Genomic DNA, 26254 nt, shown 5'->3' on the forward strand with positions numbered 1-26254 from the left:
GTGCTCTCCCGTCCTTGACTGGCAGGTATGGGTGATATCGCCTGTTTGACGATACCTGCGGGGGCCGAAGGGCCGCCCGCCGGGCGAAAGCCCCTCTCCGCGGCCGCCGCCGCGAGCGGCCGGAGGCCCCGGAACAGGCCGGGAGCGCGAGGTACGTACCAGGCATGGGACAATCACCGTGGCTCACGGTACGGGGGATTGTGTAGTTACCGCCGGACAGACCCTAGCGAGCAGGAGACAAAGCACGATGCGCATCGGAGTTCTCACCGCAGGCGGAGACTGCCCAGGCCTGAACGCAGTGATCCGCTCGGTCGTGCACCGTGCAGTGGTGGGTCACGGCGACGAGGTCATCGGCTTCGAGGACGGGTTCAAGGGGCTCCTGGACGGCCACTACCGCCCCCTCGACCTCAACGCGGTCAGCGGCATCCTCGCCCGCGGCGGCACCATCCTCGGCTCCGCCCGGCTGGAGCGCGACCGGCTGCGCGAGGCGGCCGAGAACTGCGCCGAGCTGAGCCGCCGTTACGGCATGGACGCGCTGATCCCGATCGGCGGCGAGGGCACCCTCACGGCCGCCCGGATGCTCTCGGACGCCGGTATGCCCGTCGTCGGCGTACCGAAGACCATCGACAACGACATCTCGGCCACCGACCGCACCTTCGGCTTCGACACCGCGGTCGGCGTCGCCACCGAGGCCATAGACCGGCTGAAGACCACCGCGGAGTCCCACCAGCGCGTCATGGTCGTCGAAGTGATGGGGCGCCACGCGGGCTGGATCGCGCTGGAGTCCGGAATGGCCGGCGGGGCGCACGGCATCTGCCTGCCCGAGCGGAAGTTCCAGGTCGAGGACCTGGTCAAGATGGTCGAGGAGCGGTTCGCGCGCGGCAAGAAGTTCGCCGTCATCTGTGTCGCGGAGGGCGCGCACCCGGCCGAGGGCTCGATGCCGTACGCCAAGGGCGCGATCGACCAGTTCGGCCACGAGCGCTTCCAGGGCATCGGCAACCGCCTCGCCGTCGAGCTGGAGACCCGGCTCGGCAAGGAGGCCCGGCCGGTCATCCTCGGCCATGTGCAGCGCGGCGGCACGCCGACCGCGTACGACCGGGTGCTCGCCACCCGCTTCGGCTGGCACGCGGTGGAGGCCGCCCACCGGGGCGACTTCGGCCGGATGACGGCCCTGCGCGGCAACGACATCGAGATGGTGCCGCTCGCCGACGCGGTGACCCAGCTCAAGCACGTTCCGCTGGAGCGGATGCACGAGGCCGAGTCGGTCTTCTGACCCGGCTGCCGACGCCGGTCTTCCGACCCCGCGGCCGAAAGAGCGCGACCGGGGCCCGGACCGCACCGCCGATCAGGTGAGGCGGACCGGGCCCCGCCCTTCGGTGCGGGCCGGGCGGGCGCCGGTCACTTCTCCGTCGTCTGCCAGAACCGCACCACGACCTGCGCCAGGAACGCCCGGCCCGCGTCACCCGTCGCGCCCTCCCGTTCGGTGCCGGTACTGCTCCAGCTCAGCGTGGACACCATCAGCGCCTGGTACTCGGAGTGCAGCTGTTCCAGGACGCCCTGGAGCTGGCGCCGGTCCACCGGCGCCACCTTGGCGACCGGCTTCACGTACGCCTGCCAGCGCGTCGTCACGGCGCTGCGCAGCAGTTCGGCCAGCTCCTCGTCCCGCCCGGTCGCCGTCACGAAGTCGGCGGCCGTCAGCCCCAGCGCCTCGGTGAGCGCGGCGGACTGGCGCTCGTTGCCCCGCCACCGCCCGGACTCCTCCATGCGCAGATACGCGGACGTGGCCAGCCCCACCAGCCCCGCCAGCTCGTCCGGCGACAGCTGCCGCGCGACCCGGTGCTCGCGCAGGGTCCGGGCGGCGGTCAGGAGTTCACCGGGCGCGCACCACAACACACCGGCGAGCGCAGTGAGTTCGTACTCGCTCGGCAGGGCGAGCCCACGCTCCCAGGCGGCTACGGTCTCGGCGGTGATCCGGAGTCCGTACTGGGCGCCGAGGCCGTAGGCGACATGACCGGGAGCCATTCCCAGGGCCTCGCGCAGTCTGCGCGCGGCGGGGGCGTTGAAAGGCGGGGTGGGGTGCACGGCCCTACCGTAAGAGGTCGGAGGCGGTCTGACTACGGTGTGTTCCACCTAGGCCACGGCTCGTAGGAATCTCCTAGGGTCCGCGAGGGGCCGACGGGACGTGCCCGCGGCCCGTTCAGCGGGCCTCCGCCACCCACCGGTAGTGCAGTTCAGGGCGCCCGATCTGTCCGTACTGCGGACTGCGCACCGCACGCCCCGCGGTCACCAGGTGCTCCAGGTAGCGGCGCGCGGTGATGCGGGAGATCCCCAGCTCCACGCCCGCGGCGGCGGCCGTCACCCCGTCCGGGGCCGCGCGCAGCGCACGCGTCACCGCCTCCAGCGTCGGACCGCTCAGCCCCTTCGGCAGCCGGGCGGGCTGCGGGGCGCGCAGCGAGGCGAGCGCGCGGTCGACCTCGTCCTGCCCGCTCGCCTCACCGGCCGCCGCCCGGAACTCCGCGTAGCGGACGAGCCGGTCGCGCAGGGTGGCGAAGGTGAACGGCTTCAGCACGTACTGGACGACACCGAGCGACACCCCTTCCCGGACCACGGCCAGATCGCGGGCCGAGGTCACGGCGATCACGTCGGCCGTGTGCCCGGCGGCCCGCAGCGAACGCAGCAGGTGCAGACCGTGCCCGTCCGGCAGGTAGAGGTCCAGGAGCAGCAGATCGACCGGCGTGCGCTCCAGCGCGCGTACCGCCTCCGCGCGGGAGTGCGCGACCGCGGCCACCGCGAATCCCGGCACCCGGTCCACGTACAGCTGATGGGCGTCGGCGGCGACCGGATCGTCCTCGACGACCAGCACCCTGATCACGGGGTTCATATGGCCATGCTCCCTCTCGCGACGCTGCCGCTGCCGTCGGGCAGCGGCAGCCGTACGGTGAACTCCGCGCCGCCGTCTGGCCCCCGCTCCAGTGTGACCGCGCCGCCGTTGCGGTGCGCGGCCTGCTGGACGAGCGCCAGGCCGATCCCGCGGCCGGCCCCGTGCGTCGACCAGCCGCGCCGGAACACCTCCTCGGCGTCGGCCGGATCGACGCCGGTTCCGTTGTCCGCGACCCGCAGCAGGAGTTCGCCGTCCCCGGCGAGTGCCGTGACGGTGACCCGGGCGCGGACCGGGCGGGGCGAGGACGAGGTGCGCCGGGCGGGGACGGCGCCGTCGGCCGGGACGGTGTCCGGCGGTCCGGCCACCGCCTCCGACGCCGCGTCCACCGCGTTGTCGATCAGATTGCCGAGGACGGTCACCAGATCGCGCTGCGGCAGCGACGCGGGCAGGGCCCCGTCGTCGATCAGGCTGTCGTCCGCCAGCACCAGCTCCACGCCCCGCTCGTTCGCCTGCGCCGCCTTGCCCAGCAGCAGGGCCGCCAGCACCGGTTCGGCCACCGCGCCGACGACGCGGTCGGTCAGGGCCTGCGCCAGCTCCAGCTCCGCCGTGGCGAAGCCGACCGCCTCCTCTGCCCGGTCCAGCTCGATCAGCGACACCACCGTGTGCAGCCGGTTCGCCGCCTCGTGGGCCTGTGAGCGCAGCGCCTGCGTGAAGCCCCGCTCCGAGTCCAGCTCACCGGAGAGCGCCTGGAGTTCCGTGTGATCGCGCAGGGTGATGACGGTGCCGCGCCGCTCGCCGCCCACCACCGGACGGGTGTTGACCACGATCACCCGGTCCGCCGTCAGATGCACCTCGTCGACCCGCTCCTCCGAGGCGAGCAGCGCCCCGGTCAGCGGCGCGGGCAGATCGAGTTCGGCGACCCGGCGCCCGACCGTACCCGGTGCCAGCCCCAGCAGCTCCCGGCCCGCGTCGTTGATCAGGGCGATCCTGCGCTGCCCGTCGAGCATCAGCAGCCCCTCGCGCACCGCGTGCAGCGTGGCCTCGTGGTAGTCGTGCAGCCGGCTCAGCTCGGCGGCGTTCATCCCGTGCGTGTGCCGGCGCAGCCGGGCGTTGATCACGTACGTGCCGATGCCGCCGAGCGCCAGCGCCGCACCTGCCGCGAGCCCCAGCGCGCCCAACTGCGCCCGCACCTGCGTGGAGACCCGTTCGACCGTGATGCCCGCACTGACCAGGCCGACGATCCGGCCGCCGTCCCGGACCGGCGTCACGACCCGGATGGACGGTCCGAGCGTGCCGGTGTACGTCTCGGAGAACGTCTCCCCGCGCAGCGCCCGCGCGGTGTGCCCGAGGAAGGTCTCGCCGATCAGGCCGGTGGTCGGGTGCGTCCAGCGGACGCGGTGCGGATCCATGATCGTGACGAAGGCGACCCCGGTGTGCTTGCGGGCCGCTTCCGCGTACGGCTGGAGGACGGCCGAGGGGTCCGGGGTGCGGATGGCCTCCCGGACGGATGGTGAATCGGCCACCGACAGCGCCACCGCCCTGGCCTGCCGGGTGGCCGTCTCCCGGGCCTGCGACCTGCCGGACGCGTACGCGAAGAAGGCGCACCCCGCCACCACGGCCGCCACCAGCACCACCTGCATGGCGAAGAGCTGACCGGCCAGGCTGCGCGGACGGGCACGGGGAAAACGCATCCCCACAGTCTGCCTGGCCGAAAACCTATGAACGAAATGCACGTAACAGTGACCGGCGTCACAGGGCGCGGAATAGTCGCCGGGGCCCCCAGGGACGGGGGAGGAACAGAAGATGAGCCGAGGAGACCCTCGTGGCAGTGGCCGCCGCCAAACGGGACCGTACGAAGTATCTGTATCTCGCCGTGATCGTGGCGGTGGGGCTCGGCATCCTGGTGGGCCTCGTCGCCCCGGATGCCGCCGTCGAGCTCAAGCCGATCGGAACCGGCTTCGTCAATCTGATCAAGATGATGATCTCGCCGATCATCTTCTGCACGATCGTGCTGGGGGTCGGCTCGGTACGCAAGGCCGCCAAGGTCGGCGCCGTCGGCGGTCTGGCCCTCGGCTACTTCCTGGTGATGTCGACTGTCGCCCTGGCCATCGGCCTGGTCGTCGGCAACATCCTGGAGCCCGGCTCCAGCCTCCACATCACCGAGGCGACGCGCGCCGCGGGTGAGGCGCAGGCGGGGGACAGCGAGTCCACCGCGGACTTCCTGCTCGGCATCATCCCCGACACCATGGTGTCGTCGTTCACCTCGGGCGAGGTCCTGCAGACCCTGCTCATCGCGCTGCTCGCGGGCTTCGCGCTGCAGGCCCTCGGAACGGCCGGTGAACCCGTCCTGCGCGGCATCGGCCACCTCCAGCGACTGGTCTTCCGCATCCTCGCCATGATCATGTGGCTGGCCCCGGTCGGTGCGTTCGGCGCCATGGCGGCCGTGGTCGGTGAGACGGGCGTGGACGCGCTGAAGTCCCTCGCGGTCATCATGGTCGGCTTCTACATCACCTGCGGCCTCTTCGTGTTCCTGATCCTGGGCGCGATCCTGCGCCTGGTGGCCGGGCTGAACATCTTCTCCCTGCTGAAGTACCTGGGCCGGGAGTTCCTGCTCATCCTCTCCACCTCCTCGTCCGAGTCGGCCCTGCCGAGGCTGATCGCGAAGATGGAGCACCTGGGCGTCAGCAAGCCCGTCGTCGGCATCACCGTGCCGACCGGCTACTCCTTCAACCTCGACGGCACCGCGATCTACCTCACGATGTCCTCGCTCTTCATCGCCAACGCGACGGGCGACCCGCTGAGCATCAGCGAGCAGATCTCGCTGCTGGTCTTCATGGTGATCGCCTCCAAGGGCGCCGCGGGCGTCACCGGCGCCGGGCTCGCCACCCTCGCTGGCGGCCTCCAGTCGCACCGCCCCGAGCTGGTGGACGGCGTCGGCCTGATCGTCGGCATCGACCGCTTCATGAGCGAGGCCCGCGCTCTGACGAACTTCGCGGGCAACGCGGTCGCCACGGTCCTGGTCGGCACCTGGACCAAGGAGATCGACCGGGAGCGGGTCGACCAGGTCCTCTCCGGGGCGCTGCCGTTCGACGAGACGATGCTCTCGGACGAGGGCCCCGCAGAACCGCACGTCCCCGAGGCCAGGGACGGCGGCGAGGAACAGCCCTCGCTCGTGAAGGCGTAGACCCCCATGCACGCCGGGCCGGTACGGAGCTTCCGTACCGGCCCGGCGTGCGTCCGCCACCCGCCCCCGCCCCGCCGCCCTTGCCTTGACGCCGACGTCAAGGATTACCGTCGGAACATGCGAATCGGGGAGCTGGCCGAGCGGGCCGGAACGACGACGCGGACTCTGCGCTACTACGAGTCGCGCGGGCTGCTGCCCACGCGGCGGGCGGAGAACGGGTACCGCACCTACGACGAGGGCGATCTGCGGCTGCTCCAGCAGATCCGGACCCTTCAGGACTTCGGGTTCGACCTGGAGGAGACCCGGCCCTTCGTCGACTGCCTCCGGGCCGGTCATCCGGCCGGCGACTCCTGCCCGGCGTCGCTGGCCGTCTACCGGCGCAAGCTGGGCGAGCTGGACGCGCTCATCGGCCAGCTGCAGTCGGTCCGCACGGAGGTGGGCGCCCAGCTGGCCCGCGCCGAGCTGGAGGCCTCCGCCGAACTGCCCGGCGGCCCCGAACCACGATGCGAACTGAACTGGGAGGACGACACATGATCCAGGTGGAAGGCGTGGCCGAGGTCACCGACGAGACGTTCGACGCGGAGGTACTGGGGGCCTCGCTCCCCGTGCTCGTCGAATTCACCGCCGACTGGTGCGGACCCTGCCGCCAGCTCGCCCCGGTGCTGGGGGCGATCGCGGCCGAGGAGAGCGAGCGCGTCAGGATCGTCCAGATCGACGTCGACCGGAACCCCGGGATCACCTCCCGGTACGCGGTGCTGTCGATGCCGACCCTGATGGTGTTCCGCTCGGGCGAGCCCGTGAAGTCGATGGTCGGCGCCCGGCCGAAGCGGCGGCTGCTCCAGGAGCTCGAAGAGGTGCTCCCGGCGGCGGTCTGAGAACCCGCCCCGCGGGCGGCCGGACACCGTGAGGGGCAGGGGGTGAGTGCCCCTCAGTTGGCTTGCACAGGGCCGAGCGTGCCCCCTCTACACCGCGGAAACATTGATGTACGGTCCACTCGCATGCGTACCCGACTTGTTCTCGCGTGGACCTCGGCGGTGACCGCCGCACTCGCGGTCGCTGCCGCAGCCGGACCCGTGGCAGCCTCCCCGGCCGCTCGCGGGTCCGCGACGCCGACGGCCCGCTGCCCCCAACTCTCCGACGAACTCCCCTGGTACGGCGACAACCGCGCCCGGCTGCAGCGCGTGATCGACGAGCGCGGCAGCTGCCACGGCAGGGGCGGACCACGCCCGGTCGCGGCGTTCGACTGGGACAACACCATCACCAAGAACGACGTCACCGACGCCACCATCAGCTGGTCCCTGCGGCACGACAAGATCCTTAGGCCCGCCCGCTGGAAGGACACCAGCAAGTGGCTGACCGACACCGCGGACAAGGCCCTCACCGAGGCCTGCGGCACAGACGTCGCGGTGGGAGCGCCCCTGCCCACCTCCACCGACGCCCGCTGCGCCGACGAGATCCTCCAGATCCGTGAGGACGGCACCACGATGAGCGGCGAGGCCGCCTTCGCGGGGGAGTGGAACCACCGGCGCACCGTCCCGCAGTACGCCTGGGTGCCCCAGCTGTTCGCCGGACACACCGTCCCCGAACTGCGCGCGTACACGGCGGCGGCCCGCACGGAGGCCCTCGCCGCGCCCGTCGGTGCGACCCGTACCGTCGGCACCCACGTCCTCCCGGCCTACGTCCGGTACTACGAACAGCAACGCGACCTCGTCCGTACGCTCCAGAAGGCCGGGTTCGACGTCTGGATCGTCTCTGCGGGTTCCGAGCCGGTCACCGAGGTCTGGTCGCGCGGCATCGGAATCGACCGCGCGCACACCGTCGCGATCCGCTCCGTACTCGACCGCAAGGGCCGCATCACGACCAGGAACGAGGGCTGCGGCGGGACGGGCGTCACCGAGGGCGAGGCCATCCCGTACATCGACGGCAAGCGCTGCTGGATCAACCAGGAGATCTACGGGATCAAGGGCAGGGCCGCCTGGAACCGGCAGGCCCCGGAGCGGCGGATCACGCTCGGCGGCGGTGACGCCGACACCGACGTGACGTTCGTCGGTGACGCCACCGGCGCGCACCTCGTGCTCAACCGCAACAAGAACGAGGTGATGTGCCGTGCCTACGACAACGCCGACGGCCGCTGGGTCGTGAACCCCATGTTCATCGAGCCGCTGCCCCGCAGGACCACGGCCTACCCCTGCGCGACCGCCGCCTACACCGAGCCCGGCGGCGGCTTCGGCCCCGTGCGGCGCGGCGACGGCAGCGTCGTACCGGACCAGCGGGACACGGTGTACTGACCGGGACCGGCACGGCAGGAAAACGGCGGTGGCCCCGGGGGAAGTACCCCGGGGCCGCCGCCGGACTGTCAGGCGGGCCGCAGCCACACCGTCTCAGGCGGGCCGCAGCCACACCGTCGCGAGCGGTGGGAGCGTCAGCGTCACACTCGTCTCCCTGCCGTGGAACGGTACGGCCTCCGGCTTCAACGCCTCCTCGTTGCGCACGTCGCCGCCGCCGTACCGCGCCGCGTCCGAGTTCAGCACCTCCACCCAGGCCGCCGGTCCGTCCGGCACCCCGATCCGGTAGTCGTGCCGCACCACCGGGGAGAAGTGGGAGACGGCGATCAGCGGTGATCCGTCCGCGTCGTACCGGACGAACGCGAACACGTTGTCCTCCGCGGCGTGCCCCTCCACCCAGGCGAAGCCCTCCGGGACCGTGTCACGCTGCCAGAGCGAGGGCGTCGAGCCGTACACCGTGTTCAGATCGCTGACCAGGGTCCGCACGCCCCGGTGGTCGCTCTCCGCCGCGTACGACGGATCGAGCAGCCACCAGTCCGGGCCGTGGCCCTCCGACCACTCCGCCCCCTGGGCGAACTCCTGGCCCATGAAGAGCAGCTTCTTCCCGGGGTGGGCCCACATGAAGCCGAGGTAGGCGCGGTGGGTTGCGCGCTGCTGCCACCAGTCACCGGGCATCTTGCTGACCAGGGACCGCTTGCCGTGCACGACCTCGTCGTGCGAGATCGGCAGCACGTAGTTCTCGCTGTACGCGTACACCATCGAGAAGGTCATCTCGTTGTGGTGGTACTTGCGGTGCACCGGCTCTTTGGACACGTACTCCAGCGAGTCGTGCATCCAGCCCATGTTCCACTTCAGCCCGAAGCCGAGCCCGCCGAAACCGCCCGGACCGACGTGGTGCGTGGCGCGGGTGACACCGTCCCAGGCGGTGGACTCCTCGGCGATGGTGACGACGCCGGGGCTGCGCCGGTAGACCGTGGCGTTCATCTCCTGGAGGAAGGCGACGGCGTCCAGGTTCTCCCGGCCGCCGTGCTCGTTCGGGGACCACTCGCCCTCCTCGCGCGAGTAGTCGAGGTAGAGCATCGAGGCGACGGCATCCACCCGCAGCCCGTCGATGTGGAACTCCTCGCACCAGTAAGTGGCGTTGGAGACAAGGAAGTTACGCACCTCGGTGCGGCCGTAGTCGAATTCGAGCGTGCCCCAGTCCGGATGCGCGGCCCGCTGCGGGTCCGCGTGCTCGTACAACGGCCGGCCGTCGAACTCCGCGAGCGCCCACTCGTCGCGCGGGAAGTGCGCGGGCACCCAGTCGACGATGACGCCGATCCCGGCCCGGTGCAGCGCGTCGACCAGGAAGCGGAAGTCGTCCGGCGGGCCCATCCGGGAGGTCGGGGCGTAGAAACCGGTCACCTGATAGCCCCAGGAGCCGCCGAAGGGGTGCTCGGAGACCGGCATCAGCTCCACGTGCGTGAACCCCAGATCGCGCACGTACGCGGGGAGCTGCTCCGCCAGCTGACGGTAGGTGAGGCCGGGGCGCCAGGACGGCAGGTGCACCTCGTAGACGGACAGCGGCGCCTCGTGCACGGGGACGTCCCCGCGGCGGGCCATCCACTCCTGGTCCTGCCAGACGTGGTGCGCGGCCGTCACGACCGAGGCGTTGGCGGGCGGGACCTCGGCATGGCGGGCCATCGGGTCGGCGCGCAGCGTGTGCGTGCCGTCCGGGCGGCAGATGTCGAACTTGTAGAGCGCGCCCTCCCCGATCGCGGGCAGGAACAGCTCCCACACCCCGGTCGAGCCGAGCGAACGCATCGGGAAGCCGGTGCCGTCCCAGTAGTTGAAGTCACCCGAGACGCGGACCCCGCGGGCGTTGGGGGCCCAGACGGTGAACCGGGTACCGGTGACGCCCTGGTGCTCCATCGGCTGGGCGCCCAGCGCGGTCCACAGCTCCTCGTGCCGGCCCTCGCCGATCAGGTGCAGATCGAGGTCGCCGAGCGCGGGCAGGAAACGGTACGGGTCGTGGATCTCGATCTCGATGTCCGCGTAGCCGACCAGGAGCTGGTACTCGGGGACCGCCGGCATCGGCAGGAGTCCGGAGAAGAAGCCGTCGCCGTCGTCGTGCAGCTGGGCCCTGAGCCCCTTCGCCAGCACGGTGACCGTCCGTGCGAAGGGCCGCAGCACCCGGAAGGTGACCCCGCCGCGGATCTGGTGCGCGCCGAGCAGATCGTGCGGGGCGTGGTGCTCGCCCGCCAGCAGCCGGGCCCGGTCCCCGTCGTCCAGGGGACGCGCCGGGCGGACCCCCTGGCCACCGCCTGCCCGCCGGGGCCGGGGCGGGGCCGCCGCCCGCTTCGCCCGCTTGGCGGGAGCGGGAGCGGGAGCGGGAGCGGCGGCGGAGGCGGCGGGAGCGGGAGCGGCGGCGGAGGCGGGCGCGGAGGCGGGCGTGGGTGCGGCGGCCGGGGCCGCGTCCGGCGTCGGCATCGGTGTGGTGACCGGCTCCGGGGGCGGGGCGCTCGCCTCCAGCGGTGCGAGGGTGGCCTCCGGGGTGCTCGTGGCGGGGGTGGGATCGGGCGCTTTGCGGGACGGCTTGCGGGCGGTCACAGGGACAGCCTCCTCGGGGGTGCGGTCGGGTGGGGCGGGAGATGCGAGGGATGCGGGAGATACACGGGACCGGGTGCGGGCCGGGTCCGCGCGGCGGGTGTGTCAGCCGGAGGCGGCGGCGAGGCGGTGGATCGCGGCCATCGGGACCGGCAGCCAGTCGGGCCGGTGGCGTGCCTCGTACAGCACCTCGTACACCGCCTTGTCGGTCTCGTGGGCCCGCAGCAGTTCGGGTTCCGCGCGCGGATCGACGCCGGAGGCGGCCGCGTAGCCGTCGCAGTAGGCGGAGCGGCAGCGGGCCGCCCAGTCGGCGTTCCACGGCCGGTGCGAGCGGGCCGCGTAGTCGAAGGAGCGGAGCATCCCGGCGATGTCGCGCACCGGTGGCTGCGGGCTGCGGCGCTCCGTGAGCGGGCGGGCCGGTTCGCCCTCGAAGTCGATCAGCGACCAGAATCCGTCGGCCCCGCGCAGGGTCTGGCCGAGATGGAGATCGCCGTGCACCCGCTGGGCCGCCCAGCTCCGCCCCCGGTGGCCCAGCACCGTCACGGCGTCGAACGCGGCGCGCAGCCCCGGTACGTACGGCACCAGCTCCGGCACCGCGTGGGCGGCCGCCTCCAGCCGCCGCACCATACCGGCGGCCTGTTCCTCGCTCTCGCCCCGGCGCAGCGCCGGGGTGGGCAGCGCCGCGGCGAGTGCGGTGTGCACCTCCGCGGTGGCCCGCCCCAGCGCGTGGGCCTCCGGGCCGAAGTCGTCGCCCGCCGCGAGCGCGCGCAGGGCGAGCTGCCAGCCGTCCTGCGCGCCGCTCAGGAAGGGCTGGAGCACCCCGAGCGTGAGGGGCTCCGGAACGGCCGATTCGAACCAGGCGACGGGGGCCGGAACGCGCCCGCACCCCTCGCGGGAGAGCGCGAGGGGAAGCTCCAGATCGGGGTTGGTGCCCGGAAAGACCCGGCGGAAGATCTTGAGGATGTAGGCGTTGCCGTAGACGAGCGAGGAGTTGGACTGCTCGGTGTCCAGCACCCGGGGCGCGAGACCGGCCGGGACCGGGGCGGTGCCCCGGCCGAACCGGAGCGCGCCGAGCGCGCCGGGGGTGCGCAGCCGCTCCAGCAGCAGGGCGGCGAGGCGCGGGTCGTGCAGCCCGTCGTAGACGGTCAGCCCGGCCAGCGGGCCGTCCGTCACATGGCCGATGAGGGCGGGGGCCAGCCGGGTCGGCAGCGTGGGCCGTACGCCGAGCAGCAACTGGTAGCTGTCGATGGGAGGCTGGGCGGGCATGGTGGGCTGATGGACCCGGACCAGCAGGTGCAGGAGCCCGGGGCCGGTACCGGTGGGGGCGGTGTCGCCGGGCTTCTCGACCGGCAGTATCTCGGTCGCAGAGACGAGCGAGAAGGCCGTGATCGGCCGTCCCTTGCCCGCGAACCAGCGCTGCCGGGGCAGCCATTCGTGGAGCAGCGGTCCGAGAGACGGGAGCAGGGCTGTGCTGTTCGCCAGGGTGACCTGAGCGGATGCAGCCTCCGACATGGCATCGCGTCCTTTCCCCGGGCACACCACAGGATGCGAAGAGTGTCCCGGATTGCGGCTTTGGCTGTCCGGCTGTGCGGGACGTGTCGGGTCAGGATGGTCCGTACGGACTCGACTCGGAGGGAACGAAACGCCAGGAGGATCCAGGAAGGGTCCTGAAGCGTTCGATATGGGTGGAGAGTGCCCCGTGCGGAGCGGTGGAAACCGCCCCGCACCAGAGCCTGCGTGCCGTCTGCCGGTCAGCTCGGCGGCGCGTCCTTGCGGAGGCGGAACCAGTAGAAGCCGTGTCCGGCGAGAGTCAGCAGGTAGGGCCACTGTCCGACGGCGGGGAAGCGTACCCCGCCGATCAGCTCCACCGGATGACGCCCGTTGAAGGACCGCAGATCGAGCTCCGTCGGCTGCGCGAACCGCGAGAAGTTGTGCACGCACAGCACGAGGTCGTCCCCGTGCTCACGGGTGAAGGCGAGCACCGCGGGGTTGGACGAGGGCAGTTCGGTGTACGAGCCGAGGCCGAACGCCGGGTTCTGCTTGCGGATCTCGATCATCCGGCGCGTCCAGTGCAGCAGCGAGGACGGCGAGGCCATCGCCGCCTCGACGTTGGTGACCTGGTAGCCGTAGACCGGGTCCATGATCGTGGGCAGGAAGAGCCGGCCCGGGTCGCTGGAGGAGAAGCCGGCGTTCCGGTCGGGCGTCCACTGCATCGGGGTGCGTACGGCGTCCCGGTCGCCCAGCCAGATGTTGTCGCCCATCCCGATCTCGTCCCCGTAGTAGAGGATCGGGGAGCCGGGCAGCGACATCAGCAGGGCGGTGAACAGCTCGATCTGGTTGCGGTCGTTGTCCAGCAGGGGTGCCAGGCGCCGCCTGATCCCGATGTTGGCCCGCATCCGCGGATCCTTGGCGTACTCCGCGTACATGTAGTCGCGCTCTTCGTCCGTGACCATTTCGAGCGTCAGCTCGTCGTGGTTGCGCAGGAAGATGCCCCACTGGCAGCCGGACGGGATCGCCGGGGTCTTGGCCAGGATTTCGGAGACCGGGTAGCGGCTCTCGCGGCGTACGGCCATGAAGATCCGCGGCATCACGGGGAAGTGGAACGCCATGTGGCACTCGTCGCCGCCCGCCCGGTAGTCGCCGAAGTAGTCGACGACGTCCTCCGGCCACTGGTTGGCCTCCGCGAGCAGCACGGTGTCCGGGTAGTTGGCGTCGATCTCCTTGCGGACCCGCTTCAGGAAGCCGTGGGTCTCCGGGAGGTTCTCGCAGTTGGTGCCCTCGCGCTGGTAGAGGTACGGCACCGCGTCGACCCGGAAGCCGTCGATGCCGAGGTCCAGCCAGAAGCGCAGGGCGGAGATGATCTCCTCCTGCACGGCCGGGTTCTCGTAGTTGAGGTCGGGCTGGTGCGAGAAGAACCGGTGCCAGTAGTACTGCTTGCGCACCGGGTCGAAGGTCCAGTTGGACGTCTCGGTGTCGACGAAGATGATCCGGGCGTCCTGGAACTGCTTGTCGTCGTCGGCCCAGACGTAGTAGTCGCCGTACGGACCGTCGGGGTCGGTACGGGACTGCTGGAACCAGTCGTGCTGGTCGCTGGTGTGATTCATGACGAAGTCGATGATCACGCGCATCCCGCGCTGGTGCGCGGCGTCGACGAACTCGACGAAGTCGGCGAGGTCGCCGAACTCCGGGAGCACGGCGGTGTAGTCGGAGACGTCGTAACCACCGTCGCGCAGCGGCGACTTGAAGAACGGCGGCAGCCAGAGGCAGTCGACGCCCAGCCACTGGAGGTAGTCCAGTTTGGACGTGATGCCCTTCAGATCTCCGATGCCGTCGCCGTTGGAGTCCTGGAAGGAACGGACGAGTACCTCGTAGAAGACGGCGCGCTTGAACCAGTCGGGATCGCGGTCCTTGGCCGGGGTGTCCTCGAACGTGTCGTGGACGGGCTCGTTGACGATCATGGTGTGGGTGACCCTCCGGTCGGCGGGGACGGTCGCAGGACGGCGATGTGCGCGGGCGTGACGCCCGGCTCTAGGCGCACATAGAAGGTCCTGCCCCAGTGATAGGAAGTGCCGGTGAGCTCGTCGCGCACCGGCACGCTCTCGTGCCGTTCGAGGCCGAGTTGCGGCATGTCCAACGAGACGGTCGCCTCCTGGGTGTGGTGCGGGTCGAGGTTGACGACCATCAGAACGATGTTCGAACCGGAGCGCTTGCTGTACACGATCAGGGCGTCGTTGTCGGACGAGTGGAAGTGCACGTCACGCAGTTGCTGCAGCGCCGGGTGGCGGCGCCTGATCCGGTTGAGCGTGGTGATGAGCGGGGCCAGCGACCGGCCCTCGCGCTCTGCGGCTTCCCAGTCCCTGGGCCGGATCTCGTACTTCTCCGAGTCGAGGTACTCCTCACTGCCGCTGCGGATCGGGGCGTTCTCACAGAGCTCGTACCCCGCGTACACCCCCCAGGCCGGGGAGAGTGTCGCCGCGAGCACCGCCCGTGCCTCGAAGGCGGGCCTGCCGCCGTCCTGGAGGTATCCGGGGAGGATGTCGGGGGTGTTCACGAAGAAATTGGGCCTCATGCGGGAGGCCGACTCGCCGGAGAGCTCCGTCACGTACTCGGTGATTTCCTGCCGGCTGTTCCGCCAGGTGAAGTAGGTGTACGACTGCTGGAATCCGATGGTGGCGAGCGCGTTCATCATCGCGGGACGGGTGAATGCCTCGGCCAGGAAGATCACATCGGGATCGGTCCCGTTGATGTCGGCGATCACCTTCTCCCAGAAGATCACCGGCTTGGTGTGCGGATTGTCCACGCGGAAGATCCGCACTCCGTGATCCATCCAGAAGCGCAGGATGCGCACGGTCTCCGTGATAATTCCGTGGAGATCCTTGTCGAAGGCGATCGGATAGATGTCCTGGTATTTCTTCGGCGGATTCTCCGCGTAGGCGATGGAACCGTCCGCGCGGTGCTGGAACCACTCGGGGTGTTCCGTGACCCACGGATGGTCGGGGGAACACTGGAGGGCGAAATCCAGCGCGATCTCCATGCGCAGGTTCCGGGCCGTCTCCACGAAATGGCGGAAGTCGTCGAGGGTGCCGAGATCGGGGTGCACGGCGTCGTGGCCGCCCTCGGCCGAGCCGATCGCCCAGGGCACCCCGACATCGTGCGGGGCGGGCGAGAGGGAGTTGTTCGGGCCCTTGCGGTGGGTGGTCCCGATGGGGTGGACCGGTGGCAGGTAGACCACGTCGAAGCCCATCGCCGCGACCGCGGGCAGCCGCTCGGCGGCCGTCCGGAAGGTGCCGCTGACGATCCGGGAAGGCTGCGCCGCCGTCGCCCGCGCCTTGGCCGAGCGGCCCTTCCCGGCGGGCTTCGCCGGTACGGCGGGTTCGGTCCTGGCGCCCTCGGACCGGGGGAACAGCTCGTACCAGGAGCCGTACAGGGCACGCCGGCGCTCGACGACGAGCGGCAGCGGGCGCGAGGCGGTGACCAGCTCACGCAGCGGATGGCCCTCCAGCGCCGCCGCCGCCTCCGGGGCGAGCGCGGCGGCCAGCCGGGCCGCGGCCGGGCGGGACGTGTCGCGCAGTGCGTCGACCGCGGCCAGCACCGCCTCGCGCCCGTCCCGCTTGGGCACGCCCTCCGCGGCCCGTTCGTACAGCTCTGCGCCCTCGGCCAGGACGAGCGCCGTGTCGATGCCCGCCGGGATCTTGATCCGCGCGGTGTGCCGCCAGGTGGCCACCGGATCGCTCCAGGCCTCGACCGTGTACGTCCAGCGGCCCTCGGCGTCGGGTGTCACCTCTGCGCCCCAGCGGTCGGTGCCCGGGGCGAGTTCGCGCATCGGCGTCCAGGGGCCGGGGCGCCCGTTCGGGTCCAGCAGGACGACATTGGCCGAGACCGCGTCATGACCCTCGCGGAAGACGGTCGCCGAGACCTCGAAGGTCTCGCCGGAAACCGCCTTGGCGGGCCTTCTTCCACAATCGACGAGCGGGCGGACGTCGAGGACGGGAATGCGACCGATCATGAAATCACCTGGGGACTGGAGCTCTGACTCAACAGGGCGCGTTGCGGCCGCGGAGGGCTGAACGCGCGCGCCGCGATGGTGGGGTTCCGTCCTTTCTAGCTGCTCCGTTGACGACTGGTGGGGTGTGGGCATGGCCGCTCCTGTCCGCGTTCACTCGAATGGCACTCGAATGGATGGGTCGCGGGTGTGGTGCACGGGTGTGGATCGAATGCGCACGGGCCGAACCGATTGCATACGAACCGTGGGCGGAAAGCCGCCGAACGGCGGATGAACCGGCTTCGGGGTCCGAGCCGGATCGCCTTGAGCTGTCGTCCTGACGCATTCGTTCCGGGTACCGGAGAAGCCTTCCCACGGATGCCGGTGGGCCAATCCGGTGGTTTGTTAACTACTCGGGCGTATCTGTGACGGTCTGAATGCGCCGGGCTCCGCCGCGCGTGCGCGGGGTTGCGGAAAGCCGGCGCACGCGGGGACGGCGGGCGCCACTGGGAAGCCTTCCCTGTGGGGCGAAGGCCCACAAGACCGTACGAGGGGAGGGAATCGGCCATAACGCCTGTGACGGATGTGCCTGGATCAGCGTTCAGTGCCTGGCGGTGCACGGGGGTGCGGAGCGAAGGGGGCGGTCGGCCCGCCCGGGGTCGCACGCCGCCGGACGGCCGTGCGCCGTGGTTGCCGAGTGCCGCGCCCGGCTAACGTCGAGGGTGACGGAGCGGCGCACACCGTGGTGCGTCCCCTCGGATCCGGACGTCCCCTGTAAAGGTGGAACACGTGCAGGCCATTCGTCGATTCACCGTGCGTCCCGTCCTTCCCGACCCCCTTCAACCGCTCAGCGACCTCGCCCGCAACCTGCGCTGGTCCTGGCACACCGAGACCCGTGAGCTCTTCCAGGCCGTCGACCCGGTGGCCGGCCGGGCGGCGGACGGCGACCCCGTGCGCATGCTCGGCGCCGTCTCCGCCGGCCGGCTCGCCGAGCTGGCCGGGGACGAGGAGTTCCTGCGGCGGCTGGCCGAGGTGTCCGCCGGCCTCCGGGACTACCTCCAGGGCCCCAGGTGGTACCAGGAGCAGCTGGCGCAGGGCGTCGGACTGCCCGCCGCCATCGCCTACTTCTCACCCGAGTTCGGGGTCACCGCGGCCCTGCCCCAGTACTCCGGCGGGCTCGGCATCCTCGCCGGGGACCACCTCAAGGCCGCCAGCGACCTGGGCGTTCCCCTGGTCGGCGTCGGCCTGCTCTACCGCCACGGCTACTTCCGCCAGACCCTCTCCCGGGACGGCTGGCAGCAGGAGCACTACCCCGTCCTCGACCCCAACGAGCTGCCCCTCACCCTGCTGCGCGAAGCCGACGGGACACCGAGCGAGGTGGTCCTCGCGCTCCCCGGCGGCCGCTCGCTGCGCGCCCACATCTGGCAGGCCCAGGTCGGCCGGGTGCCGCTCCTCATGCTCGACTCCGACGTGGAGGGCAACGCCCCCGGCGAACGCGAGGTCACCGACCGGCTGTACGGCGGCGGCAGCGAGCACCGGCTGCTCCAGGAAATACTGCTGGGCATCGGCGGCGTGCGCGCCGTGCGGAGCTACTGCCGGCTCACCGGCCACCCGGCGCCCGAGGTGTTCCACACCAACGAGGGCCACGCCGGATTCCTGGGCCTGGAGCGCATCCGGGAGCTCTCCGGTGACGGACTGGACTTCGACTCCGCGGTGGAGTCCGTACGGGCCGGCACCGTATTCACCACCCACACCCCGGTGCCGGCCGGGATCGACCGGTTCGACCGCGAACTGGTCGCCCGTCACTTCGGTGACGAGGGAGAGCTGCCCGGTGTCCCGGCCGACCGCATCCTGCACCTGGGCACGGAGACGTACGACGGCGGCGACCCCGGCGTCTTCAACATGGCCGTGATGGGCCTGCGGCTCGCCCAGCGGGCCAACGGGGTCTCCACCCTGCACGGCGCGGTCAGCCGGGAGATGTTCGCCGGGCTCTGGCCGGGCTTCGACCCCCCGGAGGTGCCGATCACCTCCGTGACCAACGGGGTCCACGCACCCACCTGGGTCGCCCCCGAGATCTACCGGCTGCGCACCGAGTCCGGCGGCACCCCGGGCCGGTGGGACTCCGCCGCAGAGATCCCCGACCGGCAGCTCTGGGACGTGCGGCGGACGCTGCGCGAGCAGCTGGTCACCGAGGTACGGGAGCGGCTGCACGCCTCCTGGCGCACCCGGGGCGCGGAGCCGGCCGAACTGGGCTGGATCGACGGCGTGCTCGACCCGGACGTGCTGACGATCGGGTTCGCCCGCCGGGTGCCCTCGTACAAACGGCTGACGCTGATGCTGCGCGACCGCGACCGGCTGCGGGCGCTGCTCCTCCACCCCGAGCGGCCGATCCAGATCGTCGTGGCGGGCAAGGCGCATCCGGCCGACGACAGCGGGAAGCGGCTGGTGCAGGAGCTGGTCCGGTTCGCGGACGATCCCCGGGTGCGCCACCGCATCGTCTTCCTGCCCGACTACGGGATGGGAATGGCCCAGAAGCTCTACCCGGGCTGCGACGTCTGGCTGAACAATCCGCTGCGCCCGCTGGAGGCGTGCGGTACGAGCGGGATGAAGGCGGCGCTCAACGGCTGCCTCAACCTCTCGGTGCTGGACGGGTGGTGGGACGAGTGGTTCGAGCCGGACTTCGGCTGGGCGATCCCGACGGCCGACGGCTCCGCCATGGACGAGGACCGGCGGGACGACCTGGAGGCCAACGCGCTCTACGAGCTGATCGAGGACCGGGTCGCCCCGCGCTTCTACGATCACGGGGGCGAGGGGCTCCCGGACCGCTGGATCGAGATGGTCCGCCGCACCCTGGGCACCCTCGGCCCCAAGGTCCTCGCGGGGCGCATGGTCCGTGAGTACGTGGAGCGGCTGTACGCCCCCGCGGCTCTCGCCCAGCGCTCGCTGGACGCCACCGCGGCTCGGGAGCTGGCCGAGTGGAAGGCCAGGGTCCGGGCGGCCTGGCCCCGGGTGGCGGTCGACCACGTCGAGGCGGTGACGCCCACCGGGGCGGGCGGCTCGGCGGAGCTGGGTTCGACGCTGGCGCTGCGGGTCCGGATCACCCTCGGGGCGCTGGAGCCGGACGAGGTGGAGGTGCAGGCGGTGGCCGGCCGGGTGGACGCGGCCGACGCCATCACCGATGCCCAGATCTTCCCGCTGAAGCCGGCCGGCGGCCAGGACCTGGAGGGGCGCTGGCTGTACGACGGCCCGCTCGCGCTGGACCGCACGGGCCCCTACGGCTACACGGTGCGGGTGCTGCCCGCCCACCGGCTGCTGGCCGGCGGCGCCGAACTCGGCCTGGTCGCGCAGCCGACGGGCGCCACGGGTGAGGGTGCGGGGCTGCTGATGCGCTGACGTCGTGTCCCGCGCTCCCGCGAGGGCCCGGTACCGGACGGCGGTTTCCGCCGTCCGGTGCCGGGCCCTTCGTCTTCTGAACACAGGTGCTTGACGTGTTCATGCGATGCCTTTAAGTTCCTCACTCATCGCAGGGTTCACAACTCGACTCAGAGTTCACGTGTGTGAACTCCACTGGTTTCGGGCCGAGTTGGCGGACCTCCCCCGCACCGGAAGGCACCCCCACATGCGCACCGGAACCATCGGACGCGGCCTCGGCCTCGCCACCGCCCTCGCGGCACTGATCACCGGCCTCTCGATGACCCCCGCCTCGGCCGGCCGGGCCGCCCCGGAGCCGGCCCCGGCGCTGGCCGCCGCCCCCGCCGCCTTCACCCACCCCGGCGTCCTCGTCAGCCGCCCCCAGCTGGACTTCGTGCGGGAGAAAGTGCAGGCGGGCGCACAGCCCTGGAAGGGCGCGTACGACCAGATGATGGCGAGCAAGTACGCCTCGCTCAGCCGGACCGCCAAGCCCCGGGCCGTCGTGGAGTGCGGCTCGTACTCCAACCCCAACTACGGCTGCACCGACGAGCGCGAGGACGCGATCGCCGCCTACACGCTCTCGCTGGCCTGGTACATCACCCAGGACAGCCGCTACGCCGCCAAGGCCGTCGAGCTGATGGACGCCTGGTCGGCCGTGATCAAGGACCACACCAACAGCAACGCCCCGCTCCAGACCGGCTGGGCCGGCTCCTCCTGGCCGAGGGCCGCCGAGATCATCAAGTACACGTACAGCAGCTGGCCCAACGCGGGCCGGTTCGCCACCATGCTGCGCGACGTCTACCTGCCCAAGGTCATCAACGGGTCCAACAGCAACGGGAACTGGGAACTGAGCATGACCGAGGCCGCGATCGGCATCTCGGTCTTCCTGGAGGACCGCACCTCGTACGACAAGGCGGTCACCAAGTTCCGCGGACGGGTTCCCGCGTACATCTACCTGACCTCGGACGGGGCGCTGCCCAAGACCGCGCCCGGTAGCGGGCTCGACACCCGCGACAAGATCATCAACTACTGGCAGGGCCAGTCGACATTCATGGACGGGCTCTCCCAGGAGACCTGCCGCGACCTCACCCACACCGGCTACGGCCTCTCCGCCATCTCGCACATCGCGGAGACCAGCCGCATCCAGGGACAGGACCTCTACCCGGAGATCGCGGACCGGCTGCGCCACGCGCTGGGGCTGCACGCCAAGTACCAGCTGGGGGAGGCCGTTCCGTCCTCGCTCTGCGGCGGATCGCTCAAGGACAACCTCGGCCCGGTCACCGAGGTCGGGTTCAACGCGCTGCACAACCGCATGGGCATCGCGATGACCAACACCCAGACGCTCACCGAGCAGCGCAGGCCCGCCGGGACCGACAACCTGTTCGTCGCCTGGGAGACGCTGACCCACGCGGACAACCCGAGCTGAAAGAACGACCGCCCGGGAGGAGTGAGTTCTCCTCCCGGGCGGGATGCCGCGTCAGCTACGAGACATGCGGTGCTGCCGGTTTCAGAAAGTGAGCTTGAAGCTGTTGATCTTTCCGGTGTCGCCCGAGTAGACGTCCTGGACCTTCAGCTTCCAGGTACCGTTCGCCGCCTCGGAGGAGGCGTTGACCGTGTACGTGGTCTTGACGTTGTCCGCCGAGTCGCTGGAGGAGGAGTTCTTCAGCCGGTAGGCCGAGCCGTCCGGGGCGACCAGGTCGATGACCAGGTCACCGCGGTAGGTGTGGGTGATGTCCACGCCGACCTTGAGGGTGCTCGGGGCGTTGCCGGTGCGGCCGGTGACGTTGACCGAGCTGGTGACGGCCGAACCGTGGTCCGGGATGGCCGTGACGGTGGTGTTCTCGAAGACCGTGCCGCCGGGGTCGGTGCCGCCGCCGGGACGCGAGCCCACGTTGATGCCGGCCCAGGCGTCGGCCACGGCCTTGTACTCGGCGCTGGTCGTGCCGTACAGCTCACCGGCCGCGGCGAGCGTGCCGGTACGGGCACCCGCGTAGTTCGTGGTGGAGCTGAACTTGGTGGTGAGCGCCTTGAACCAGATCAGCTCGGCCTTGGCGCGGCCGATGCCGGTCACCGGCAGTCCGTCGGAGGTCGGGGAGTCGTACGAGACGCCGTTGATGGTCTTGGCGCCGCTGCCCTCCGAGAGCAGGTAGAAGAAGTGGTTGGCCGGGCCCGACGAGTAGTGGACGTCGACGTTGCCGATGCCCGAGTACCAGGCGTCCTTGGACAGCCCGTCCCTGCTCGGCTTGTCCTGGTAGCGCAGCGGGGTGCCGTCGCCGTTGATGTCGATCTTCTCGCCGATGAGGTAGTCGCCCGGGTCGGCGCTGGTGTTGGAGTAGAACTCCACGGCGGTGGCGAAGATGTCGCTGGTCGCCTCGTTGAGGCCGCCGGACTCACCGCTGTAGTTCAGGCCCGCCGTGTTCGAGGTGACGCCGTGCGTCATCTCGTGCGCGGCCACGTCCAGCGCGGTCAGCGGCGAGGCGTTCCCGCTGCCGTCGCCGTATGTCATGCAGAAGCAGCTGTCGTCCCAGAAGGCGTTGACGTAGCTGTTGCCGTAGTGGACGCGGGAGTACGCACCGACGCCGTCACCCCGGATGCCCGTCCGGCCGTGGACGTTCTTGTAGTAGTCCCACGTCTCGGCCGCACCGTAGTGCGCGTCGGCCGCGGCGGTCTCGGCGTTCTGGGGGGTGCCGTCACCCCAGATGTCGTCCGAGCCGGAGAAGAGGGTGCCCGTGCCGGAGGAACCGTGGTTCAGGTTGTACGTCTTGTGGTTGCCACGGGTGGTGTCGGTCAGGTTGTAGGTCCCCGAGGTGTTGAGGGTGACCTGCCCGCTGTACTCGGTGTTGCCGGTGCCCTTCTCGATGGCCTGCCACTCGTAGAGCTTCGCGCCGGTGGTCGCGTCCGTGACGACGTGCAGCGCGTTGGGGGTGCCGTCGTCCTGGAGCCCGCCGACCACGGTCTCGTAGGCGAGCTGCGGTGTGCCGCTCGCCATCCAGACGACCTTGCGGGGCGCCTTCTCGGCAGCGGTCTTGGCGGAGCCGTCGGCCTTCGCGGCGCCGAGCGCCTGCTTCTCGGCCGCCGCGGGGGCGACCTTCGCGGTCGTGCCCACGGCCTTCAGCTGGGCGGTGGTCGCCTTGGACGCCTTGGTGACGCTCTGGGTCGCGCCCGCCTTCGACGCCTCGACGATCAGATCGCCGCCGAGCACCGGGAGCCCGCCGAAGGTGCGCTCGTAACGGGTGTGCGTGGTGCCGTCGTTGTCCTGGATGACGTCCCGGACGACGAGCTTCTCCTGCGAGCCGAGACCGAGGTCCTTGGCGGTGGCCGCCTTGCTCGTGTTCGCCTCGCGGATCAGCTCCGCGCGCTGGGAGGGGGAGAGCTGCTTGGGCAGCGCACCGTGGTCGGCGCCCGCGGATGCCGCGGCGGTGATGGCGGCGGCGCTGGTGTCGCCGGCCGGTGTTGCGGTGGCTGTGCCGGTCTGGACTCCGGCGGCCAGGAGAGCTGCTGCGGCTATCAGAGCGCCGGTCGCGGTGGTACGACGGCTGGGCGTGGATCTCACGCGGACTCCTTCTGCAAGGGGGGTACCGGCGGCTGAGTGAGCCGTCCGGGCAGAGCAGGCAGTGCGCAGAACGGGGTGAACAGTGTCAGCAGAAGGGTGTTGCTGTCAGGACCGCGTCAACAAGATGGCCGGAATTCGTCCGTTGCGCTAATGGTCATGTTCGTTAAGCGGACGTTTCGCCGATCATCACCGCGATGCCGTCCAGGGTCCTGTGGAGCCCGAATTCGAAGAGGACGTCGAGGTCCAGCTCGAAGTCGTCGTGTTCGAAAAGACTGTGAAGAACCGGGAAGTGACCACCTGTCGAGACGGCCTCGAACTGTGGCTCGTTCCGCGTCATCCACTCCTCTTCCGACAGCCCGGTGTCCTGGAGCGCCTGCGCCTCCATGTCGGCCGCCAGCGCCACCCCCTGCACGTACGCGAACAGGGTGAGGTGGGTGTGGAGCATGGCGTGCGGGGGGAGCCCGGTACCCCTGAGGGCCCGCAGCACCCACTCCGTGTAACCCATCGCGTGCGGGGAGGCGGTGGGCCGGGTGAAGGACGCCATCGCCTGGACCATCCACGGATGCCGCCCGTACACCGCGCGCAGCCAGCGGGAGGCGAGTTCCAGCCCGGTCCGCCAGTGCTGCGGTACGGGACCGAGCGGACGCTCACCGAAGACCGCCTCCGACATCAGCCGCACCAGCTCGGCCTTGCCCGGAACATGGCGGTACAGCGCCATCGTGGACGTACCCAGCACCGTCGCGACCCGGCGCATCGACACCGACGGCAGGCCCTCGGCGTCGGCCAGTCCGACGGCGGTGCGCACGATCCGCTCGCGGTTCAGCGCCGGGCCCTCCCCGGCGGCGAGCCTCGGTCCGCGCTCCGCGACCACGGTGCCGACCCCCGGCACGGCCCGCACCAGACCCTCCGCGCGCAGCACGGACAGCGCCTTCGTGGCCGTCGCCATGGCGACCCCCCACTCCCGGACGACGGCACGGGTGGAGGGGAGCCGCTCGCCCGGGGCGAGCTCACGCGAGACGATCCGCCGGCGCAGCTCGGCGGCGATCCTGAGGTAGGGCGGTTCGGTCGGCACGGAGCGGACTGTACTAGTGCACCCCGGACGACGTACACCCCTTCGACCTGCCAGAACTGCTCAACTCCCCTCCCGGACAGGGGTCATGTACTACGGCGCTGTTTGTGGTGTACGCGGGCCCGCTGCTGTGCTCCCGGCATGACTTCCTCACCGCCTGCCGCCCTCGCGGGCCGCCGTGAATGGACCGCGCTCGGCGTACTGATGCTGCCGCTGCTCTTCGTCTCGATGGACGTCTCCATCCTCTTCTACGCCCTGCCCGCCATCGGCGCCGACCTGGAGCCGGGCTCCACCCAGCAGCTGTGGATCCTGGACATGTACGGCTTCGTGCTGGCCGGGCTACTCATCACCATGGGCGCGCTCGGTGACCGGATCGGCCGCCGGAAGGTGCTGATGGCCGGCACGGTCGTGTTCGCCGCCGCGTCCCTCGCCGCCGCCCTCGCGCGCTCCCCGGAGGCCCTGATCGCGGCCCGCGCGCTGCTCGGGGTGGGCGGTGCCTGCCTGATGCCGTCCACGCTCGGGCTCGTCCGCAACCTGTTCCACGACCGCGGCCAGCGGTCCCGGGCCGTCGCGCTGTGGACGACGGTGATGGCCACCGGGATCTCGCTCGGCCCGGTCGTCAGCGGAATCCTCCTCGAACACTTCTGGTGGGGCGCGGTCTTCCTGATCAACCTGCCCGCGATGGCGCTCCTGCTGCTGCTCGCGCCCGTCCTGCTCCCGGAGTCCCGGAGCCCGGTGAAGGCGCGGTTCGACGTCCTGAGCGCGGTGCTCTCCCTCGCGGCGCTGCTGCCGGTGATCCACGGCATCAAGGAGCTCGCCAAGCACGGCTACCGGCCGCTGCCCGCCCTCGGCATCGCCGTCGGCCTCGTCCTCGGCCTGGTCTTCGTCCACCGGCAGAGCCGGCTCGCCCACCCGATGGTCGACCTGGCACTCCTGCGCCGCCGCGCCTACGGAGGCTCGGTCCTGGTCAACCTGCTGGCGATGGGCGCCACGATCGGCTTCGCCGCCTTCTTCTCCCAGTACGTGCAGTCGGTACTCGGCAAGAGCCCGTTCGAGGCCGCGATGTGGAGCCTGGTGCCGTCCGTCGGCGTCATCGTCGCCGCACCCGCCGCGGGCGCGCTCGCCAAGCGCCTGGACCGCGGCTACGTCATGGGCGGCGGGTTCCTCGTCTCGGCGGCGGGCTTCCTCTGGCTCACCGGAACCAGGACCGGTTCCCCGCTCTGGGTGACGCTGGCGGCCTCGGCCGTCTACGCGGGCGGCCTGGTCGCGGCGATGACCCTGGCCAACGAACTCGCCCTGGGCGCCGCCCCGCCCGAGCGCGCGGGCTCCGCGGCCGCGGTCCTCGAATCCGGCCAGGAACTCGGCGGCGCCCTGGGCATGGCCCTGCTCGGCTCGCTCGGCGCGGTGGTCTACGGACGCGACATGACCGACGCCGCACCGGGCGCCCCCGACGCGGCCCGGGAGACCCTGGGCGGCGCGGTGGCCGTGGCCCGGGAGCTCCCGGCGCGCGGCCAGGACGCCCTGCTCTCCGCCGCGTCCAAGGCCTTCACCCACGGCCTGAACATGGCGGCGGCGGGCGCGGCCGCGGCGATGGTGCTGGCCGCGCTGGTCTCGGTGGTGCTGCTGCGACGGGCGGGGGAGGAGGGGCAGGCGGATGCGGAGGACAGCGCCGCTGCCCAGCGGGGCGAGCCGGCTCCGGTGGGGGAGGCGGCGGAGCGCGGCGCGGGTCATCGACCTGCCTCCGCATGAGGGTGGCGGCGGATCTCCACGTTGCGGTCCACGACCCCGACAGGTCCCGGGACA

Annotated in this window: 17 protein-coding genes; 8 read left to right on the forward strand and 9 right to left on the reverse strand. The window is 71.2% G+C overall.

Going from position 1 to position 26254, the window contains the following annotated elements; genetic code table 11:
• Positions 1 to 247: 247 nt before the first annotated feature.
• Entirely contained in the window at positions 248 to 1273 is a 1026-nt protein-coding gene (locus OG892_RS28465; RefSeq protein WP_073736827.1) for an ATP-dependent 6-phosphofructokinase, read from the forward strand.
• Between the two features lie 125 nt (positions 1274 to 1398).
• Here OG892_RS28465 and OG892_RS28470 read toward each other — a convergent pair whose 3' ends face one another.
• From OG892_RS28470 to OG892_RS28480, 3 genes are all read right to left on the reverse strand, one after another.
• Positions 1399 to 2022: a helix-turn-helix transcriptional regulator gene (locus OG892_RS28470; RefSeq protein ID WP_073736826.1), complete on the reverse strand. Its 624-nt coding sequence runs from the start codon at positions 2020 to 2022 to the stop codon at positions 1399 to 1401.
• A gap of 175 nt (positions 2023 to 2197) precedes the next feature.
• The gene (locus OG892_RS28475) at positions 2198 to 2872 is read right to left on the reverse strand and encodes a response regulator (protein ID WP_371631705.1); all 675 of its coding nucleotides are present in this window, start codon (positions 2870 to 2872) and stop codon (positions 2198 to 2200) included.
• 5 nt (positions 2873 to 2877) lie between these two features.
• Complete coding sequence (locus tag OG892_RS28480) at positions 2878 to 4572, reverse strand: ATP-binding protein (RefSeq protein ID WP_371630633.1); 1695 nt, start codon at positions 4570 to 4572, stop codon at positions 2878 to 2880.
• 131 nt (positions 4573 to 4703) lie between these two features.
• On the opposite strand from OG892_RS28480, the gene OG892_RS28485 reads away from it, so the two are divergent.
• The 4 genes from OG892_RS28485 (at position 4704) to OG892_RS28500 (ending at position 8353) form a co-directional block, all read left to right on the forward strand.
• Complete coding sequence (locus OG892_RS28485) at positions 4704 to 6065, forward strand: cation:dicarboxylate symporter family transporter (protein ID WP_073738588.1); 1362 nt, start codon at positions 4704 to 4706, stop codon at positions 6063 to 6065.
• A 117-nt stretch (positions 6066 to 6182) separates the two neighbouring features.
• Positions 6183 to 6599, forward strand: a complete 417-nt coding sequence (locus tag OG892_RS28490) for a MerR family transcriptional regulator (protein ID WP_073738589.1) — start codon at positions 6183 to 6185, stop codon at positions 6597 to 6599.
• On the forward strand, positions 6596 to 6940 hold the full coding sequence (gene trxA, locus OG892_RS28495) for a thioredoxin (protein ID WP_073738590.1): 345 nt from the start codon (positions 6596 to 6598) through the stop codon (positions 6938 to 6940). Before OG892_RS28490 ends, trxA begins: the two co-directional genes overlap by 4 nt.
• Before the next feature lie 123 nt (positions 6941 to 7063).
• A complete protein-coding gene (locus tag OG892_RS28500) occupies positions 7064 to 8353 on the forward strand; it encodes a haloacid dehalogenase-like hydrolase (protein ID WP_371630634.1) in 1290 nt (429 codons plus the stop codon).
• A gap of 93 nt (positions 8354 to 8446) precedes the next feature.
• Here the strand turns inward: OG892_RS28500 and glgB are convergent, their stop codons facing one another.
• The 4 genes from glgB to OG892_RS28520 all read right to left on the reverse strand — a co-directional run bounded on the left by glgB (position 8447) and on the right by OG892_RS28520 (position 16442).
• Complete coding sequence (gene glgB / locus OG892_RS28505; protein WP_371630635.1) at positions 8447 to 10939, reverse strand: 1,4-alpha-glucan branching enzyme; 2493 nt, start codon at positions 10937 to 10939, stop codon at positions 8447 to 8449.
• Between the two features lie 102 nt (positions 10940 to 11041).
• The gene (locus OG892_RS28510; protein ID WP_328865343.1) at positions 11042 to 12448 is read right to left on the reverse strand and encodes a maltokinase; all 1407 of its coding nucleotides are present in this window, start codon (positions 12446 to 12448) and stop codon (positions 11042 to 11044) included.
• A gap of 239 nt (positions 12449 to 12687) precedes the next feature.
• Positions 12688 to 14394, reverse strand: a complete 1707-nt coding sequence (gene treS, locus OG892_RS28515) for a maltose alpha-D-glucosyltransferase (RefSeq protein ID WP_024489388.1) — start codon at positions 14392 to 14394, stop codon at positions 12688 to 12690.
• Positions 14391 to 16442 carry an alpha-1,4-glucan--maltose-1-phosphate maltosyltransferase gene (locus OG892_RS28520; protein WP_371630636.1) on the reverse strand — a complete coding sequence of 684 codons (2052 nt, stop codon included), beginning with the start codon at positions 16440 to 16442 and terminating at the stop codon, positions 14391 to 14393. The genes treS and OG892_RS28520 overlap by 4 nt, the downstream gene beginning before the upstream one ends.
• A gap of 765 nt (positions 16443 to 17207) precedes the next feature.
• On the opposite strand from OG892_RS28520, the gene glgP reads away from it, so the two are divergent.
• Both glgP and OG892_RS28530 read left to right on the forward strand, forming a co-directional pair.
• Complete coding sequence (glgP, locus tag OG892_RS28525) at positions 17208 to 19811, forward strand: alpha-glucan family phosphorylase (RefSeq protein WP_371630637.1); 2604 nt, start codon at positions 17208 to 17210, stop codon at positions 19809 to 19811.
• A gap of 226 nt (positions 19812 to 20037) precedes the next feature.
• Complete coding sequence (locus OG892_RS28530) at positions 20038 to 21255, forward strand: alginate lyase family protein (RefSeq protein ID WP_073738596.1); 1218 nt, start codon at positions 20038 to 20040, stop codon at positions 21253 to 21255.
• Positions 21256 to 21336: 81 nt separating this feature from the next.
• Here the strand turns inward: OG892_RS28530 and OG892_RS28535 are convergent, their stop codons facing one another.
• Positions 21337 to 23382, reverse strand: coding sequence for a M4 family metallopeptidase (locus tag OG892_RS28535; RefSeq protein WP_371630638.1), 2046 nt, complete (start codon positions 23380 to 23382; stop codon positions 21337 to 21339).
• Positions 23383 to 23545: 163 nt separating this feature from the next.
• Complete coding sequence (locus OG892_RS28540) at positions 23546 to 24454, reverse strand: TetR/AcrR family transcriptional regulator C-terminal domain-containing protein (protein ID WP_073738598.1); 909 nt, start codon at positions 24452 to 24454, stop codon at positions 23546 to 23548.
• A gap of 138 nt (positions 24455 to 24592) precedes the next feature.
• Here OG892_RS28540 and OG892_RS28545 point away from each other — a divergent pair, with 138 nt between their 5' ends.
• A complete protein-coding gene (locus OG892_RS28545) occupies positions 24593 to 26200 on the forward strand; it encodes an MFS transporter (RefSeq protein ID WP_371630639.1) in 1608 nt (535 codons plus the stop codon).
• Positions 26201 to 26254 lie beyond the last annotated feature (54 nt).

It is taken from the genome of Streptomyces sp. NBC_00341 (assembly GCF_041435055.1).
Taxonomy (GTDB): Bacteria; Actinomycetota; Actinomycetes; order Streptomycetales; family Streptomycetaceae; genus Streptomyces.

Bases quoted from the DNA above. Each gene is read 5' to 3' on its own strand.
- OG892_RS28465 (WP_073736827.1), top strand. From the start codon at position 248: ATGCGCATCGGAGTTCTCACCGCAGGCGGAGACTGCCCAGGCCTGAAC.
- OG892_RS28470 (WP_073736826.1), bottom strand. From the start codon at position 2,022: ATGGCTCCCGGTCATGTCGCCTACGGCCTCGGCGCCCAGTACGGACTC.
- OG892_RS28480 (WP_371630633.1), bottom strand. From the start codon at position 4,572: ATGCGTTTTCCCCGTGCCCGTCCGCGCAGCCTGGCCGGTCAGCTCTTC.
- OG892_RS28490 (WP_073738589.1), top strand. From the start codon at position 6,183: ATGCGAATCGGGGAGCTGGCCGAGCGGGCCGGAACGACGACGCGGACT.
- trxA (WP_073738590.1), top strand. From the start codon at position 6,596: ATGATCCAGGTGGAAGGCGTGGCCGAGGTCACCGACGAGACGTTCGAC.
- OG892_RS28500 (WP_371630634.1), top strand. From the start codon at position 7,064: ATGCGTACCCGACTTGTTCTCGCGTGGACCTCGGCGGTGACCGCCGCA.
- OG892_RS28510 (WP_328865343.1), bottom strand. From the start codon at position 12,448: ATGTCGGAGGCTGCATCCGCTCAGGTCACCCTGGCGAACAGCACAGCC.
- treS (WP_024489388.1), bottom strand. From the start codon at position 14,394: ATGATCGTCAACGAGCCCGTCCACGACACGTTCGAGGACACCCCGGCC.
- OG892_RS28520 (WP_371630636.1), bottom strand. From the start codon at position 16,442: ATGATCGGTCGCATTCCCGTCCTCGACGTCCGCCCGCTCGTCGATTGT.
- OG892_RS28530 (WP_073738596.1), top strand. From the start codon at position 20,038: ATGCGCACCGGAACCATCGGACGCGGCCTCGGCCTCGCCACCGCCCTC.
- OG892_RS28545 (WP_371630639.1), top strand. From the start codon at position 24,593: ATGACTTCCTCACCGCCTGCCGCCCTCGCGGGCCGCCGTGAATGGACC.